The 15,904-nt window shown below is 55.1% G+C and carries 14 protein-coding genes; 5 read left to right on the top strand and 9 right to left on the bottom strand.

Annotation, left to right across the window (positions count from 1 at the left end; genetic code table 11):
• Positions 1–23 precede the first annotated feature (23 nt).
• Positions 24–533, top strand: coding sequence for a GAF domain-containing protein (locus AC3WRR_RS18060; RefSeq protein WP_492297655.1), 510 nt, complete (start codon positions 24–26; stop codon positions 531–533).
• A 1,807-nt stretch (positions 534–2,340) separates the two neighbouring features.
• On the opposite strand, the gene AC3WRR_RS18055 is transcribed toward AC3WRR_RS18060, so the two are convergent.
• The 4 genes from AC3WRR_RS18055 to AC3WRR_RS18040 all read right to left on the bottom strand — a co-directional run bounded on the left by AC3WRR_RS18055 (position 2,341) and on the right by AC3WRR_RS18040 (position 6,085).
• On the bottom strand, positions 2,341–2,697 hold the full coding sequence (locus AC3WRR_RS18055; protein ID WP_492297653.1) for a hypothetical protein: 357 nt from the start codon (positions 2,695–2,697) through the stop codon (positions 2,341–2,343).
• 411 nt (positions 2,698–3,108) lie between these two features.
• A complete protein-coding gene (locus AC3WRR_RS18050) occupies positions 3,109–3,558 on the bottom strand; it encodes a hypothetical protein (protein WP_492297651.1) in 450 nt (149 codons plus the stop codon).
• A gap of 437 nt (positions 3,559–3,995) precedes the next feature.
• Positions 3,996–4,274: a YHYH domain-containing protein gene (locus AC3WRR_RS18045; RefSeq protein WP_492297649.1), complete on the bottom strand. Its 279-nt coding sequence runs from the start codon at positions 4,272–4,274 to the stop codon at positions 3,996–3,998.
• An 824-nt stretch (positions 4,275–5,098) separates the two neighbouring features.
• Positions 5,099–6,085 carry an ATP-binding protein gene (locus AC3WRR_RS18040; protein ID WP_492297647.1) on the bottom strand — a complete coding sequence of 329 codons (987 nt, stop codon included), beginning with the start codon at positions 6,083–6,085 and terminating at the stop codon, positions 5,099–5,101.
• 352 nt (positions 6,086–6,437) lie between these two features.
• Between AC3WRR_RS18040 and AC3WRR_RS18035 the strand changes: the two genes are divergently transcribed.
• Complete coding sequence (locus AC3WRR_RS18035; RefSeq protein WP_492297644.1) at positions 6,438–6,644, top strand: H-NS family nucleoid-associated regulatory protein; 207 nt, start codon at positions 6,438–6,440, stop codon at positions 6,642–6,644.
• A 145-nt stretch (positions 6,645–6,789) separates the two neighbouring features.
• Here AC3WRR_RS18035 and AC3WRR_RS18030 read toward each other — a convergent pair whose 3' ends face one another.
• From AC3WRR_RS18030 to AC3WRR_RS18020, 3 genes are all read right to left on the bottom strand, one after another.
• Positions 6,790–8,127, bottom strand: a complete 1,338-nt coding sequence (locus AC3WRR_RS18030; protein WP_492297642.1) for a PDDEXK-like family protein — start codon at positions 8,125–8,127, stop codon at positions 6,790–6,792.
• A 303-nt stretch (positions 8,128–8,430) separates the two neighbouring features.
• Complete coding sequence (locus AC3WRR_RS18025) at positions 8,431–9,015, bottom strand: hypothetical protein (protein ID WP_492297640.1); 585 nt, start codon at positions 9,013–9,015, stop codon at positions 8,431–8,433.
• Positions 9,016–9,039: 24 nt separating this feature from the next.
• Positions 9,040–9,759 carry a hypothetical protein gene (locus AC3WRR_RS18020; RefSeq protein WP_492297638.1) on the bottom strand — a complete coding sequence of 240 codons (720 nt, stop codon included), beginning with the start codon at positions 9,757–9,759 and terminating at the stop codon, positions 9,040–9,042.
• A gap of 316 nt (positions 9,760–10,075) precedes the next feature.
• On the opposite strand from AC3WRR_RS18020, the gene AC3WRR_RS18015 reads away from it, so the two are divergent.
• Genes AC3WRR_RS18015 through AC3WRR_RS18005 form a run of 3 tightly spaced genes read left to right on the top strand, consistent with a single transcriptional unit; the run spans position 10,076 to position 13,460 of the window.
• On the top strand, positions 10,076–10,750 hold the full coding sequence (locus AC3WRR_RS18015; RefSeq protein WP_492297636.1) for a vWA domain-containing protein: 675 nt from the start codon (positions 10,076–10,078) through the stop codon (positions 10,748–10,750).
• A complete protein-coding gene (locus AC3WRR_RS18010) occupies positions 10,750–11,514 on the top strand; it encodes a PP2C family serine/threonine-protein phosphatase (protein WP_492297634.1) in 765 nt (254 codons plus the stop codon). The genes AC3WRR_RS18015 and AC3WRR_RS18010 overlap by 1 nt, the downstream gene beginning before the upstream one ends.
• On the top strand, positions 11,514–13,460 hold the full coding sequence (locus tag AC3WRR_RS18005; RefSeq protein WP_492297632.1) for a helix-hairpin-helix domain-containing protein: 1,947 nt from the start codon (positions 11,514–11,516) through the stop codon (positions 13,458–13,460). Before AC3WRR_RS18010 ends, AC3WRR_RS18005 begins: the two co-directional genes overlap by 1 nt.
• 13 nt (positions 13,461–13,473) lie before the next feature.
• Here the strand turns inward: AC3WRR_RS18005 and AC3WRR_RS18000 are convergent, their stop codons facing one another.
• Positions 13,474–14,412 (bottom strand): hypothetical protein, encoded by a 939-nt coding sequence (locus tag AC3WRR_RS18000; protein ID WP_492297631.1) that lies wholly within the window; start codon positions 14,410–14,412, stop codon positions 13,474–13,476.
• Positions 14,413–14,580: 168 nt separating this feature from the next.
• A complete protein-coding gene (locus AC3WRR_RS17995; RefSeq protein ID WP_492297629.1) occupies positions 14,581–15,870 on the bottom strand; it encodes a J domain-containing protein in 1,290 nt (429 codons plus the stop codon).
• Positions 15,871–15,904: the final 34 nt, after the last annotated feature.

The raw sequence follows: 15,904 nt of genomic DNA, 5'->3' as shown, positions 1-15,904 counted from the left end.
AGATTCCACGTACCCTCTCCATCATGACCACCAAAGCGGACCTGTATCTTGAACTGGCGGAGCAAGCTCGAGGCCTGTTGGCCGCTGAAAGTGACCTAGTGGCGAATGCAGCGAATTTCTCTGCACTCGTCTATCACGGCTTACCAGACCTGAACTGGGCAGGTTTCTACTTCTTTGATGGCACCGAACTCGTTGTCGGCCCCTTTCAAGGAAAGCCAGCCTGTGTCCGCATCGCCCTTGGAAGCGGTGTCTGCGGGACGGCGGCACTTTCGCGCGAGACTGTGCTTGTTGAAGATGTCCACGCGTTTCCAGGCCACATCGCGTGTGACGCAGCATCCGAATCAGAAATTGTGGTCCCTCTCTTCTCGTCCAGCGGCTCTTTGGTCGGTGTATGGGATGTTGATAGCCCCAAACTTCGTCGCTTCGACGCTGAAGACGCTAAAGGTATGGAGTTGCTGTGCTCGGTCTTTATGAGCGTCGCATGGCACGATTCCGGACATACCCATTTAACGGGTACCGAGCGCCTATTGTGAATCAGCGAAGACGTCCCCGCCTCTACCGTACTAGCGCACGGTAGCACAGCGCAGGTTATGCCGGCCACATATCGAGCGCCGTGCGCCGGTACCCCGCAGCGCAAGACGAACGCTGCCTCCTATTGGGCGGTCACGAAATAAGCAGAGTCAACGGCTTAACCGCAAAAGCGACACGCCGGCACGCATCAGCGGTAGCTTCTTCTGGTCTGCCCAAACCGCGCTTCCGGAGAGGCGGCATTGACGACGCGGTCGTGTTCAGCAAGGCAGCGCAATACTCTTGCCCGACTTCCCGTACCGGGTGACTATGCAGGCCGAGTGCTGTTGCTCGTCTCATCCATGAACTTCCGCAGCACGTAGGCTGCGATAGAGCGTCGCTCGGGGAGCGCCATCCTGCGACTAAGATGCGGCTTCATCCCTCACGAACACATGGCGTTGCGGTCCGACCTGAAGGGACGGGACTTGCGCGGCGCAGTCATCGGGTCATCCGTGGCTGAATAGTCGGCTTTCGCGTGAATTGGCACTTGGACACCTTGAGTTCGCAGTAAGGGACGGGTTCAATGTCGGGTCCCTGAACGACACTCTGGCACAAGGCGATAGCCGACCAATGAGCCTATTAATATCACTGACTTATGGCTCTTACCAAAGCCTTCGCTTGAATCAAAACTCTTTTCGTTAACGTAGCGACAAGGTTTATTCTTCGCCGGGAGCCAAATGGAAATGAGATGTTCGCCACGCAGGGCACGATGTTAGGGTGAGCGCTCTGGTTTCGCGCACCTCCGTAGCACGAGGATGTCGACCCCGCCATTCTTTGGGCCGGCGGATGTTTTTTAGCCCACCGCCACATCTCCGCAGAATCTACGGCCCTGAGAACGCCTCGGCCGCGTCCATCACCTCCTCGACCATTCCGCGCCTGAGCGCTTCTAGCGGTGTCAGACAACTCAGGGACGCTTTAGGCATTGTGAGAAACTGAAATTTGCTCCAGCCCGGCAAGTCACCGAGGAGCTTCGTAACATCTTCAAGCTTGCGACGGTCCACCTATGCTGACAAATAAAATGCCGGGAAGTACTTTTTGTCGCCCACGTCCACTGTGAACATGCATCGAGCCGAAACTGCCGCGTCCAAGTCCTGCAGGGTGACTTTTAAACGGCTCGACATAGCGCGAGGGGACAACAGCACTCCCTCTTTGACCATCCTTCTGCGCCCACGCACCGCCGCCTGTTCGAAAGCCTTCAGAGAATCCGGCACGGACATTGTGAAAACACTCCTGTGACGTCCCTTGTTGTCAATAGGCGCTCATGAAAACTCAATGGCAAGGAAGATGTACGCACTTCAGCGATAGGGCGGCGCTACATCCAACACATACTCGCCTGTCACGTCTTTCGCGGCAGGGACTTTGTTATCCCATGTCGCCACCAGCCAAAATAGCCGCCACAGGCCATTCTCACGACCTGGAGGACCTGTCAGGACAAAACGCAGACCCTTTTCCGTCACGCCTGTCCGCGTATCCGAATTGAACGACATGACAGGAGGACTGACACGGTAAGGGCCGGTACGAGTGCATATGCCAACAAAATGCCTGGACCCGCTGTAAGTCTGCAGCACCCGCCATTCCTTTAGTATCGAATCGCCAGCCGTATCCTCCGGCTTCGAAATCCATACAGGCATAGAGACCCCCTGCAACGGTGCCCTCGCCCGACTCCCGAGCACATCTCGTCGGGAGAAGACCGATAACATTCGTTCCTGACTTCAGTAACTTCGACAAAGCGTCGTAGGCGAGCGTAGTACTCGACGTGAAGCGCCGAGGCGCTCATCGTCGACGCCGGCGCTGAGTACCAGACGTACCTTCTTCCGCTTGTACCCAGTACTCACCGCTGACATCCTTGGTCTCGCTGACGCCATTACGTGTCGACCAGAAGCTCCACACATGCAAGGCATCTTGGTTGAAACCGGGTTCGCCCAACAAAACGTATCGCCGTCCGCTACGTGTAATGCCCGCTCTTGACTTGACGTCAAAGGAAACGACTGCGGAACTCACGCGGCCTGAGTGATTCTCCACGCAGTAGCCGACGAAATGGTGTTCGCCGCGTTCCGTTTCATAGACTCTCCAGCGCTGCAGCGTGATATCGGGCTGCTCATCGACGCCAGCGACCGACCAAATTGTCATGAGTACCCCCTGCCGCAACAATGCGGCATTCGGTTTGTTTGCTTCGCGGCGAAAACCACATCGCTCCTTTTGGTAGCAGGACGCAGGCGGCAGCGGTTCACCACCCCTAGTGCAAGTGGGCAAGGGATGTATTAGACCTGCCGTTCATGCGTCTAGGTACAGCGTTGTTGCTAGCGACGCGACGCGCTACCGATTTGTTTCGGCGGATAGCACGTTTGCAAACAAGGTTGGGGAGATAGTGTTGCCAGGATGTAGTTCTGCTTGTGGCGGCAACGGTTGGGGCGCCACTGGGGCGCGTAACTGGAGTGTACGACGTTCCGCGGAAGATGCAAGTTCGCAGTTCGCATCCCCTGGAGCGTGGCGCCACTTGAAACGCGGCCCTTATCAGCGGACGTGTCGATGGGCTGCACACTACCGTTTACCATCAAGAAAGTCCTCCCACACACTCGCGCGTATGCACTCACCCGCCTCATCCACACCTGCAATCAAGGTACGAGTCAAGGATTGGAGATTGCGCTCAAAAAGTGCACGGGCCAGCTGAGGAATCTCACTTAAACGAACGTACGGGAGAGAGCTCGTGTGGTGAATGGGAACGTCGGGCAGCGTCGGTCTGGGCGGCATCTCCTCGCGACCGGTCATCGCAACGATGGCACACCTGGCGACAAGGTCCCAGACGGATTCGCCATATCGCGGATACTTGACGAGTTCGCCGCGGGCACTCATCCCTAAGGGCTTTTCGTGAAGAACAATTGAGTAGGTACCCAACCGGCCGCCCGCAACACGAGCGATGTCTCCAGTCGCAAGAATCTTCTGGCCGCTCTCGCGGCCGCCCGGTAGCAGTTCAACCGTGATGCGAAGCATTGCCGTTGCTACCAATCCAATTTTCACATCCCCACCGTTAGCGGCGCAAATTACGCGCAGCAATATTCCCCCGTTGCGTAGACGTGCGGAGGAACCGTAGTTATCAAGTGAGCGTGAACACTACGGATGGCCACGCTAGTGACTAACGTGCGTTGTAACGCGATATGGCGTATGTAATCGGTGGGTAGATTGTTGCCAGGATGTAGTTCTGCTTATGGCGGCAACGGCGAGGCGCCCTGGATGGCTTGACTGGAGTATATGACGTTTGCAAACAGATGCAAGGCGTTGGCACGTGGCGACAAAGGACACGAAGCTGTTAGTTGCCTCGAAGGAGTACCTTGGCTGCTCAGCGACAGCGACTAGCATCCACCGTAGTTTTTGCGGCCGCTCGCAGTGATGGTGTACGTGCCCCCACGAGGCCCGGTGTAGCAAGTCGGTCAAGAAGGAACCTTATCCTGCGAAACCAAAGGCCGCAGGCGGCTGCTGGACAGAGCACGGGCCGAGTCCGTAACGCCGGCCCGAGTGACCGGCCCCTCACGATGGCAGTGATACTCCCCGGTCTTGCGATTAGTGTGGCAGCCGTTCACGTCCAGGCCACCACCATGCGCTCGTGCAGTACTGCTGAGGACAGTAAAGACCAGCAAGAATGCAACCTGTTGCAGTGGCCGCCAACTATCCCGGAGGGAGCGTGAGCTCCTTAATGGAGATTCCGACATCGGACCTCCTTAGTATTTTACTTCTGTGTGACGCGGTTCACCGAACGCGAGGGTAACTCCACCGTCACGGACTTCGCCAGCTTGCACTTGTTGTCTATGTCGAATTGGAAGACGTCGACTGTTCTTCCAACCCAGACGAGCCAAGCGGCTGCCGACCACATGCCTCCTGCTCGTCGACCGCTTGGCCGAACCGCTTGGCCGCAATCAATAGCAGGTGTCGTGGGACTCATTGCGTGGGTACTGAAGGAGTTGAAGTCAGTGTCCACTTACGAATGTGCTCCCGTAAGGCAACCTCGAAGCTAGCTACATTTGCAGCCGCGAGTTTGCGCACAACGACAAGCTATCGCCTAGCCAGGAAGGGCCGGGAGAACTCGGCCCATTTCTTGAAGCCAGCTAATGACGTCCATTTGGCGCCAACGAAGTGGGAAGTTGGGCCCAAGGGGAACTGGGGGCGGCAGCATATGGTGCCTTGTTTTTAGTCGCCGAAGAACGGTGATGGGGGTGACCTTGAAGACGGCGGCGATGTCGTCAGCATCGGGTAGTCAGGAAGTTCGCCGGAATGCGAGTCCGTGGATGGGGATATTCTGCATCTACCATATAGCAACCGCCCATAGTCAGAGGCAGCAAGCCAACAGTGCGAGCTATAAATCAGGAGGCTAGACTCGCCAGCACGAGCAAGTCGACCTTGGAAATCAATTTCTGATGGTCTTCGTAATTGCCTCAGCTTGGACGCGAGGTCTCAACAGCCAGCGTTCAGGGCAACCTACTCAGCACGGTCTGCCCGGTCCGGCTTTCGTAGTGACTGGGGCGTCACGTTGCGCGCATCACTGGACGATTCGACTCCGGCCCGATGCACGAACGCGGATGCCAGCTTGTTGAGCATCTTCCTCACCGGCAGCGATGATGTCATCAAGCACGGAACGGATATTTGCGGGGGTACTTAGAAATTTCATGCCAAAGAAAGTACCTCGAAACGAAGCGTCGCTCACTGTGCGCTGCTGCTGATATCCAAATAGTAAGGAATCTCCGCTTCCCAAAGCAAACCAGCCAAAATTTGCCGCCAATTCGCTCATGACATACAAGCCGAATCCCGAGTTATCGTAAATGTTCTGCGCTCTGTCGTAGTTGCTTGTTCGGGAGACCCCCGGACGAACCGCTAGCTGCAGCGCGTCCGCGTCCGTCGCGACCCCATGTGACTCCGCAAGAGTTCGGGCTATCCCAATGCCCTCATCGAGAATCGCTATCTCAACTTGGCCGTTGTTCCAACGCTGGCCGCAAATGTAGCACTCAGCGGCCTGGGAATGCTCGAAGACATTTCGAATGACCTCTCGAATGGAGTACGTGTAAGTTCTAAGCGGCTGTGAGTCATCAAAGGAGCCGGCAAGGACGCCCCCAACACGACGGGCTTCCGCTTCAATGGCTGTGTACCAATCTTCAAGGCCTTGTCGCCCAATATCGATGTCTGGACGCACTATGCGCGTAATCGGTACGTAACTACGGGACCCTCTAGCTTCGCCGACATCTAACCCTGCCTCCAAGCCGATGAAGTGGAAGAAGCCCAAGTGCATCAGATACGAATGAGCTTGCCTCGCGTCGCTAATTCCCAACGCATATGAGGAGAGGTTCCTCTGTTTTCGGTAGGCGACCCACTCCCGGAGCTTCGAACCTAGAGCAAGCATTCCCGTTGGCATCGAGAATCGCAGTGGTGCGAAGTCCACAGAAACCTCCGGATGGTCACGCGTCGCATCAAGCTCGCCAAACAATCGAGGAAGTCGGTCACGGTCCAGCGTTACAGGCAAACTTACTGTCATGATTGAGGATAAGCGGAAGCGCCATCTTCGCAGTTAGCACTTGGGAACAGTGTGATAGATATGGCACAGTAGGTCTCACACTGGAATTCTATCCGAGGTGATGGCAGGCTTGGGGCCGAGCGTGCTGACTGCAGACCGGGTGGCATAATCTCTCAACAGACTTTCCCGAAGCCCGCTAAGATGGACTGTCACATCCAACTCAAGGCGCACCGTCCATTCTTAATCCTCAATGACGAATCGCTTATCAGTACCTGGATTCACCGCTCAATCCCCCTTCCCCGCGCTCCCGGATGGCTTGGAGATACAGCGGCTACGGCAGCGCGCCGACGCAATTCTTTGGGTCAAGTCGCAAATGGCCCGCAACGGCATCTCCTTTGAGGACTTGGTCGCTGCCGGATGCTTCTTAGAACTGCCCTCGTCAATCAATGCGGAAGTTGTAGCGCGCGTGCGCTATAGAGACGCCCAAGGCCACATATGGGACGGCAACGGCCAGCTACCTGATTGGCTTCAGCGCGCGGTAAATGCGGGCCAGTCCGTCGAGCATTTCAAGGTCGAGTGAGCGGCACGCCTCCTTGCCTAGGTGTCGTTCAGTCAGTTTGGCCGGTGTAGAGTTTGTTCACCGTATCTCGTCGTCAGTTCGAGGTGCTCGTCAGAAAGCTTTTCTGGTATAGCCCAAGCCGCCGCCGGCGGCTTGATGGTCCATGTCAGATGTTTCGAAGTTCCTGCGCGACGCGGTCATACATGGCGTGAATGCGAAAGGCCAGCTCCTCCGGAGGGACATTGACAGCTTGACCAAGACGGCGCAGGTTGGCGTCACTGTGATTTCTCACCTCAGGATACAGCTTGCCTAACGCTTGCTCGACATCCTCCAACATCTCGGGCTTGATAAAATTGCGACGCATCTCAAATGTTACCCTGTAGCTGGGGGCGTCATCCGAGCTATTTAGCATGTCCCGGACCTGAACTCGGAAAGGCCAAAAGACATTCCCTTGGGCATCTTGCACTTGATGCCAGAACCGTTCCCAGTCCTCATCAAACAGGCGCAGCCTTTTACGCGCGACCACGATTTCCACACTACTGCTTGGTATCCGTGACTGAAGCTCAGCCTTCACAAACGCCAACGGCCTGACCTGCAACAATTTCTGGATGAGTTCGTCGTGGCTTCGCACGAAAACAAGGAACTGACTCCAATGCGTCTTTAGGCTAAGTGCCTCCCCGCAAATCGCATCGGTGTTGAGTGCTTCCCTAAACGGTTCCTTGAGTTCCCGGTAGCGGCTGGCAAGGTTCGCCATGAGCGTATCAAATTCATACTCCTCATCCGACTCGAATCCACTCTGACGATTGCAGTAAGAGATAACGAGACTGGCAGACTGATTTCCCTTCTTCTGCTGAGCATCAGCTCGTTGCGCTCCTGCCTCCAGCCATGAGTAGTTGATGTAAGCCCAGTAATCCAACGCACCTACTTTCACCCTGGCCGTCATTTCTTCTTCGTCGAAGAGGTCCTCCGCCGACGGCTTCTTCTTGTCCAGGACAATAAACGCTGTGTGATAGCCCGTTAGCCCTTGGGCTTTCAACAGGGAATTGACATCTTTATAATACTTTTGTAGCTGGTCATCCCCCACCCTGGCGCCCTGCTTGTTCTCCACAATAACCACAATCCGATTTACCGGGTCCACCATGAACAAGTCCAAGCGGCCAGATTTCAGCGGAAATTCGCGGTGAATAATCAGGGACTGGAACCCCGTCATGCCAATCCGAGCTGGAGCCCAGTTGTCAAAGAACCTCGAAGTGGTACTACCTTCTTTTGTCTTCTCCCGCCACGCCGCGGTCAAGAAGTCCTTGAAGATGGCATCCCCTTGACCGTGCCCCTCACGCGGATTGAACAGCCACGCCAGAATCTCTGAGTGCTGCGTCTCCCCAGGGCTGATGATGTCAAAGATATCGTTGGTCCGCTTGAACGACTCCTTCGCACGACCAAAGTCACTATCACTGACAAACTCCTGAAAGAGCTCTCTTTGGTTTTTGGACAGCTGACCCGGCATGGTTTTTCTTGTGGGCTGAGAAGAGGAGAATTCTATCATCAATCACGAGAGAATATAAACCGATTGCCTATACGTTCTCGTAAAGTTCGCTGACGAATTTTGCTATGAAAGTGATTTACAAAATTCTGAAGCGTGAAGCAACGATTACGGGCCCTCTTCGTTTCACGCCCCACCCGCTAGCTACTTACAGACGAATAGCCGAACAGTCAGGCCAATCACTGACACAAAATATCTGCATCAAATTTCAGCACATCGAAAGTATCAAGTTTCTGCATAAACTAATAGCTAGCCATGCCTCCGTGCCTAGATGTCGCTCAATCTGTGCCCGGTGTAGGCTTGTCCGCCGTATGTCGTGGTTAGCTCAAAGTGCTTGCGAGCAAGCAATTCGGCTTCTCTGACCTGAGCGGCAAACTCCTCAAGTGTCATGGAGATTGACTCGTCTGGACGGTCCGGCGACATGTTCCAATCCAGCGGCACGAAAACCAGCAAGGGCGTCGCGTCACAATGCCTTCCGGACTCAGCCTGCAGGAATTTTCCTGGTACGGCCCAGCGACCGTGGGCATACTCGTTCCGAAATGCCCTTGCATCATGGGCGCGCTTGAACCAGGCCTCTAACGCCAACTTCCCCTCGGCTCCAACATTGGCCCATGCTGTGATAAGCAGAGACTCCAAAGCCTCCAGACGGTCATTGAGTCTCGCAGTTTTAGGCTTCAGAAGCGCCTTCATCTTCGAATCATCCTCATGCCCCCAATAGCGTAGTTGTAGGCCCACATAGAAATCGAGCCTAGCAATCGCATGAACGAGGCGACCAAGCAAGAGATGGAACGAGTCCTCCAGACTCTCTTCAGCGGGCTGGGGATGTTTTTTGGCTCGTTTGGGTGACGGCATGGGGTGTGCTAACGCGCAGAAAACTCAGTGTTCAGCTGTCAACTTCGTACCATCGGCGAAGACTAGCTTTTCTGGTGTGAAGCGGGTGGTGTACTTTCCCTCTTCGAGGTTCCACACAGCCCGATGTTCATCGAGAAACTCGTTGTACCGTCGGGACCCAGTCCACGTGTATTCCTGACCAGGCTTTAGACGTTCGGATATCGCGAATGTTACCGAACCGACTTTTTTATCGAAGACGTCAATAAAATTGAGCGAACCCGAAATACCCACCAACTCCTTGTCAGAAGTATTCTTCAGGCCGATTTTGAAAACTTGCTCGTCGCTGAACCGATTAGCATGGTAATCCTTCTCACGCTCAATCTTGCTCAAAAGAGTCACCGTCACAGCCTTAGTCATAGCTGCAGCAGCCGCGGCACGTTCCTTCTCCAACTTCTCTTTGAGAGCCCGCTCTTCCGCAGCCTTCTTCTCCTGCTCCTCCTGCCACTTCTTTTGCTCGTCGAGAGCCTGGCCGACCGTTTGACCAAGAGGCACTCCCTTCCCGCCAAAGACTTCCCCCATCTTTGCGCGCATGAGATAGGCCATCAGCAGCTTTTTCTCCTCGTCGGATAGCTTCTGAACCTTTGGAATCAGTTCCTTTTCCCAAGTCGACATGTCGGATGGAATCACTGTTTCCGTCGGCTTCGAGCACGCAGCGAGCAGAGCGACCAGCGCGATTGTAGAAAGTGAGTAGAAGTTTGAACGCATTGCGACCCTCCCGCTTGTTGGTATGTAGGGGCATACTTTAGCAAAAGTGCGCTACATACGACACCGCCCGATACGGTGGGTCGGATGCCAGATGCTTGCTGCGTTGGCAATCGAGCGAAGTGCGACGGGTTGCTGAGAGCCATTCGACTCGGTGTCCCGCCCCCAGCCCTCTGAGGACTGTTTGTGGCGTATTGAGCTCAAAGCCGTGGGTCGGACAACGTCTCCCATATTGTTCAACCCCTCCAAACAGGTGACCTTCCAAGCGGATTCCCTCAGGTATCATTTGAGCAAACTAAACCGGGCGGGAGCAGCGGCTATGGAAGAAAACGTGTTTTCGAGTCAAGTACCCTTTGGCACTGATAGCTTTGCTGACAACCCTGAGCCTCGCTGTCCATGCTTGCTGCTTCTCGACACTTCGTACTCGATGAACGGCAAACCTATTAGCGAGTTGAATGCTGGTCTCGTGGGCTTCAAGGATGAGCTCGCCACAGACTCGCTTGCCATGAAGCGTGTTGAAGTCGCCGTAATCTCTTTCGGCCCAGCCAGAGTGGAGAGTGCCTTCCATACTGCTCCGAGCTTCTTTCCGCCGACGCTCCAAGCTTCTGGTGACACGCCGATGGGCGCTGCCATCAAGCAAGGATTGGAGTTGCTACGGCAGAGGAAGGAAGAGTACCGCGCTAACGGCATTTCTTTTTACCGGCCTTGGGTGTTCCTCATTACCGATGGCGCCCCGACGGATGACTGGCAAGCAGCTGCAGCTCTCGTACGAGAAGGCGAGGCCTCCAAGGCCTTTGCCTTCTTTGCTGTAGGCGTGGAAGGGGCGAATATGGACACTCTCAAGCAGATTTCCGTGCGCGACCCAATAAAGCTCCAGGGCCTGAAGTTCAGAGAGTTGTTCCAATGGCTTTCTAACTCGATGAAGTCCGTCTCGCAGTCGACGCCTGGCACAGCAGTTCCGCTTGCACCTCCTTCCGGCTGGGCGGAGGTGTGATGTGGAAAGTTGTTAGTGCATCGGCCGTCGGCACTTCTCACACCTCGAGCGGGGCGCCATGTCAGGACACTTGCTTTGTCGATGTCGTAGAAGGCAATGACGGCAAGAAGTATCTAGTCTGCTTAGTCTCAGATGGTGCCGGCAGTGCAGCGTTCGCCGAAGAGGGGTCTGACCTTGCATGCTCCACGGCAATGGAGAGTATCGAGGCGTCCGTGCGCGATGATGCAAGCTGCTTGGGCTTAGAATTCACACCCTCCAAGTGGGTCACCGATGTACAGGCCGCCATCTCTGCTGTCGCTGCGTCCCGCGGGGCAGCGGCCCGCGACTACGCATGCACCCTGCTGGGAGCTGTCATTGGCGACGACATAGCAACATTCTTCCAGATAGGTGACGGCGCAATAGTTGTATCAACCGGTGAAGTACAAGGAGTAGTGTTCTGGCCAGAGGCAGGCCCCTACGCCAACATGACTCACTTTGTCACTGACGCTGATGCCTGCTCAAGCCTGCAAAGCATCTCTGTGACCTGCCAAATGAAGGAGTTGGCTCTCTTCAGCGATGGACTTCAACGTCTCGCCTTGTCGTTCGAGACAAAGCTGCCACATCATCCGTTCTTCGAACCAATGTTCCGCGTCCTTCGGACCCGAACGTTGGATGAGTGCGATGGCCTCAGTTCGCAACTAGTACAGTTCCTCTGTAGCCCTCAAGTCAACGAGCGAACCGACGATGACAAAACACTGGTCCTCGCGACTCGACAAACTGAGTAATGGAGCTATTTGATAGCAACGGCCGCCGCATTGCACTGGGGCGCGTCTTAGGAAGGGGCGGTGAGGGAACGGTCCATGAGGTTCCCTCCATCAGCCAGCACTTGGTTGCGAAGGTCTACCACGAGCCGATTGCTCCCGAGAAGCAGGCGAAGCTGAGAGCGATGGTTGGACGCGTCGACGAGCGACTAAAGGAAATCGCCACGTGGCCACTAGCTACGCTTCATCCGTCAGCAAGTGGTCCGGTTCGTGGCTTTCTCATGCCAAAGGCAGCCCAAGCTGACCCCGTTCACCATCTATATGGCCCCGCGCATCGGAAGCAGCGCTTTCCAAATGCAGACTGGTCATTCCTAGTTAATACGGCGCGCAATATTGCTTCCGCCTTCAAGACGGTCCATAGCTACCAATGCGTGATTGGTGACGTCAACCCGAATCTTGTCTTCGTTAGCAAGAATAGCATCGTTCGCCTTATAGACTGCGACTCCTTCCAGGTTCCGAACGGCAACTCCACATTCTTTTGTGAAGTCGGTGTCCCTCACTTTACACCACCTGAATTGCAGGGATTATCCAGCTTTCGCGGTATTCGTAGGACGGAAAATCACGACAATTTCGGATTAGCGCTGCTAGTCTTCCATCTTCTCTTGATGGGCCGACATCCATACTCGGGCCGATACAGTGGCCGCGGGGACATGTCACTGGAGAAGGCGATTGCTGAGTTTCGCTTTGCGTTTGGGCTGTCGTCCAGCAGTAAAGGCATGTCAGCTCCGCCCAATACTGTCACTCCCGCAATCCTTCCTCCAGCGATGGCGGCAATGTTCGAACTGGCATTCACAGAGAAGGGCGCAGGCCCAAACGGCCGGCCGACTGCTGCTAACTGGGTCAGCGCCCTCGACAGCCTCAAGGCACAGTTGCGCACGTGCCGCCAAGAAGCGGCTCACAAGTACTTCGGCGCATTAGCTAATTGTCCGTGGTGTGCTGCGGAGAGTCAAAGCGGCGTTAGTTTTTTCATCGGGATTGGCGTCGCCTCGACAACGTCAACATCTGGGGGAGCCGGTGCCTTCAACATTGTGACTGTGTGGGCCAACATACGTGCAGTTCAGTCGCCGGGCTCCGTCTCACCTCCCGTCATCCCCTCGAGTCATGCCGTCAAGGCGAATCCGCCACCTCCCGGCTTGCGCGCTGCCAGGACTTGGCGGAAAGTGCGTCGCTGGGGCGCGGTCCTCCTGCTACTGGTATGCATAGTCACCGCACCAAAATATTTTTTTGGAGCACTTTTGGTCGCTGCATTTTTGTACTTCCTCGGCAATTCAGGTTCGCAGGAAATACAGGACCTTAAAGCAACATTGGACACCGCAAAACAGGTCTATGCGACCGCCTTGGAGCAATGGAACGCCGTTGCCACTGACCAAGAATTCCAGGCAAAGCTAGGTGAGCTCCATAGCGCTCGCAAAGAGTATGATGACTTGTCAAGTCGGATGGCTGCCGACAAGCAGAAGCTGCAGTCAGGTGTCAAAGACTTGCAGCTGAGAAAGTATTTGGACACTTTCTTCATTGCCGACCATGACATTCCGGGCATCGGACCGACGCGCAAAGCAACACTGACCTCATTCGGCGTCGAGTCTGCAGCAGATATTTCTTGGAACAGAGTTAGAGCCATCAGAGGCTTCGGGGACCGCCTAACTCGCGACTTACTCAACTGGCGACGTGGCCTGGAAGCAAAATTTGTCTTCAACCCCAATCAAGGTTTAGACCCTGCTGACATAGCGGCCCTTCACAAGCGCTACACGCTATTGAAGAGCCAGCTCGAGACGCGGATGCAAGCTGGCCCGAGTCAGTTAGCCCAAATCCGCAATCACATACAGCAGAGACGCGCAATGCTGCATGATATCGTTGTTGCCGCCTCCCTTCAAATGGCCCAGGCAGAAGCAGATTACAAAGCCGCAGCCTGAGGAAGTGACTGACTCACTCCTGGACGTTGATAGTCTGCCCTGCTTCCTTGTTCGTCAGCTTACCCATGCACTTCTCAAGCGGCTGGCCACGAAGCCAGCCAGCCACTCTGGCTTTGTCGTCGTTTGTGACGGGATTCCATTTGCTGTAATCGGACAGCCTAACATAGCTTCCGTCGGGTCCGACTTCCCCAACCCAAAAGAGATTGCAGCGCGGCGGGCTCTGGGGCATCCTCTTGGCAGCACGCGGAGTCTGCGGCGCGCCCGCGCTCGATGGAACCGCAGGAGTGGCCTCTTTTTGTACAAGAGGGGCGGTTCCCGATTGTACACGCGGCACCATATTGGCAGTTGTATCGGCTGCTCCCTGATGTTGGCTCCCGGCTCGCATATCCGCGTCCTCTGCAAGCCATTCTTTACGGCAAAGAGTTGAATTGCCGTTCCTCGCGCATATTCTTTGATTTTCCCGATGCTCTGCCGCACGAACGGCTTGCGCCTCTTCAACAGTGAGGTCTTGATGCCTGCAGAGCGCTGGGTACTTTCCTACGATACATGTTTGAAAGTTTGCACGATGCTCAGCTTCGGCAACCTCTTTGCGTTCCTCTGCTGAGAGCAATTCTCGGCGGCATAACGATGGATAACGACCTTTCATGCACACTTGCAGATTCGCACGGTGTTCGGCGTCGGCTACGCTCCTGCTTTGTTCTGGTGTCAACAGGTCATGCCTACATAGGCTTGGGAATTTTCCCTGCTGGCACACATGAAGGTTAGCAGCCAATTCGGCTTGCTGCACAATAATTCGTTGCTCTGGTGTAAGAAGGTCATGATTACACAATGACGGATACTTTCCAGCCAGGCATACCTGAAGATTACGGTCGGCGGTGACTTGCATCTGAGCGTTGGCCTGGAAGGGCAACGCTAGAAAAAACCCGAGTAGCATTGCCAATAAAGCTTTCATCGTGGCTCGTCCCGCGCTTGACTCGCGCCCACATCATTATTGACCGCCTGTTCGTTTTCCGCCACACGCGTCACTACATAGCTCTTTCCGCTGTACCGGGCGACGTACCTGCTATGAGTCGGCAAAGTATCGCCGGTGGCATCTCTCTTCATACCCGATTCCTTTAGCTCAACCGGGGTAATAGGTACTTTTTGCATCCTTTATAAATTGAAGTGAAACCTCATATTTTTCACAGGCAAGCTTATTCTCCTGGCACGCAGCGCTTCCACCGCTGTCTCTATTTGTGTCGAAGCGCCCGAGACTTTTCAATCCTTTCTCCTCAATGCTATAAATCTCAACCGAGCTGCCACTGTAGCCCTGGGCCATCCAAGAATAAGGAAATGCCAAGCCTGGCCTATTCTTGCCTACCTCAACCAAGACGACGCTTGACACGTCATATTTGCCCCAAGCACCCATTAGACCCAGGTCTTGCATCGGCGATATGACTTTCTCGACGCCGTCGGCTGACTTGGATGTTACGACGGCTGACATCACAACGGCACATGCATGGCAATCGTACTTCTCCGACTGAATTGGCACAGACTTGAAGAGATAGAGGACACGCTCATTACCCGGTAGCGGCTGCCGTAGCGCAACCTCAGTTCGAAATGTCCCCAACTTCATCGTTGGCAGCGCTTCTCCGGGAGGTAACTTGAACGAGCTCGAACTACGAGTTCCCACACCAGTGTTGAAATCAAAATGCTGAAATGCAGACAGCGCGGAGAACGCCGCGGGATACTCCTGCCTCTCTGCCTTTCTCGATTCAGCCTGCACCGATGGGGCTGACGACTGCTGGCTAGCAATAGCCTTAGGGCCAGCCGCCTGCTTTTGCGAGGAAAAGATTACCGGCAGTGAGATTAGTCCCACAACCGCAGTAGCTACGACCGCTCCTGAATAAAGCCCTCCGTGCGTGGAAGGTCTTGAGGTCTTGGCCTGAGCGCCCCCTTGGCTGCCAGTTATCCCCGTCACAGGTGGATTGTTCGCGGTGTTAGTCGCGATTGAGGAGTTCGGTGCGCTGCCGGGAAGGGTCGCTACGATAGCTCGAACGATGAACTCCGGACATAGCATCGATAGCAATGTGTCTTGGACCGCTTGCCGACCTTGTCCCTGCCCGAGGAGCTCTATTGCATAGCACGTCATGCTTCCGACAAACAATCGATGTGGGTCTATCGACTCCAATAACCGTGGATTTCCACTACTCCTGTTCGCAAGCTCGTGACGATGCGCGTCGTAGTAGCCACGTGCAGCATCATCAATCAAGACCCAGTACGCCCTCGCCAGTTCGGCGAATTCGTGTCGCGTCGCGCCCCCCGTGGCATGTGTTGGATGTAGCCTTGCTGCGGCAAGGCGATATGCGTTCTCGATTTCTGAGTCACTCGCATCCTCTTTTACCCCAAGGACAGCGTAATAATCATCCATACCGGGAGCCTTCTAGGAAGCAACTGAAGCCCAA

Source organism: Cupriavidus sp. FW305-3-2-15-C-LB2 (genome assembly GCF_058787575.1).
Note: the sequence above shows the minus strand (reverse complement) of the source record. Positions and strands in the feature narration are given on the sequence as shown.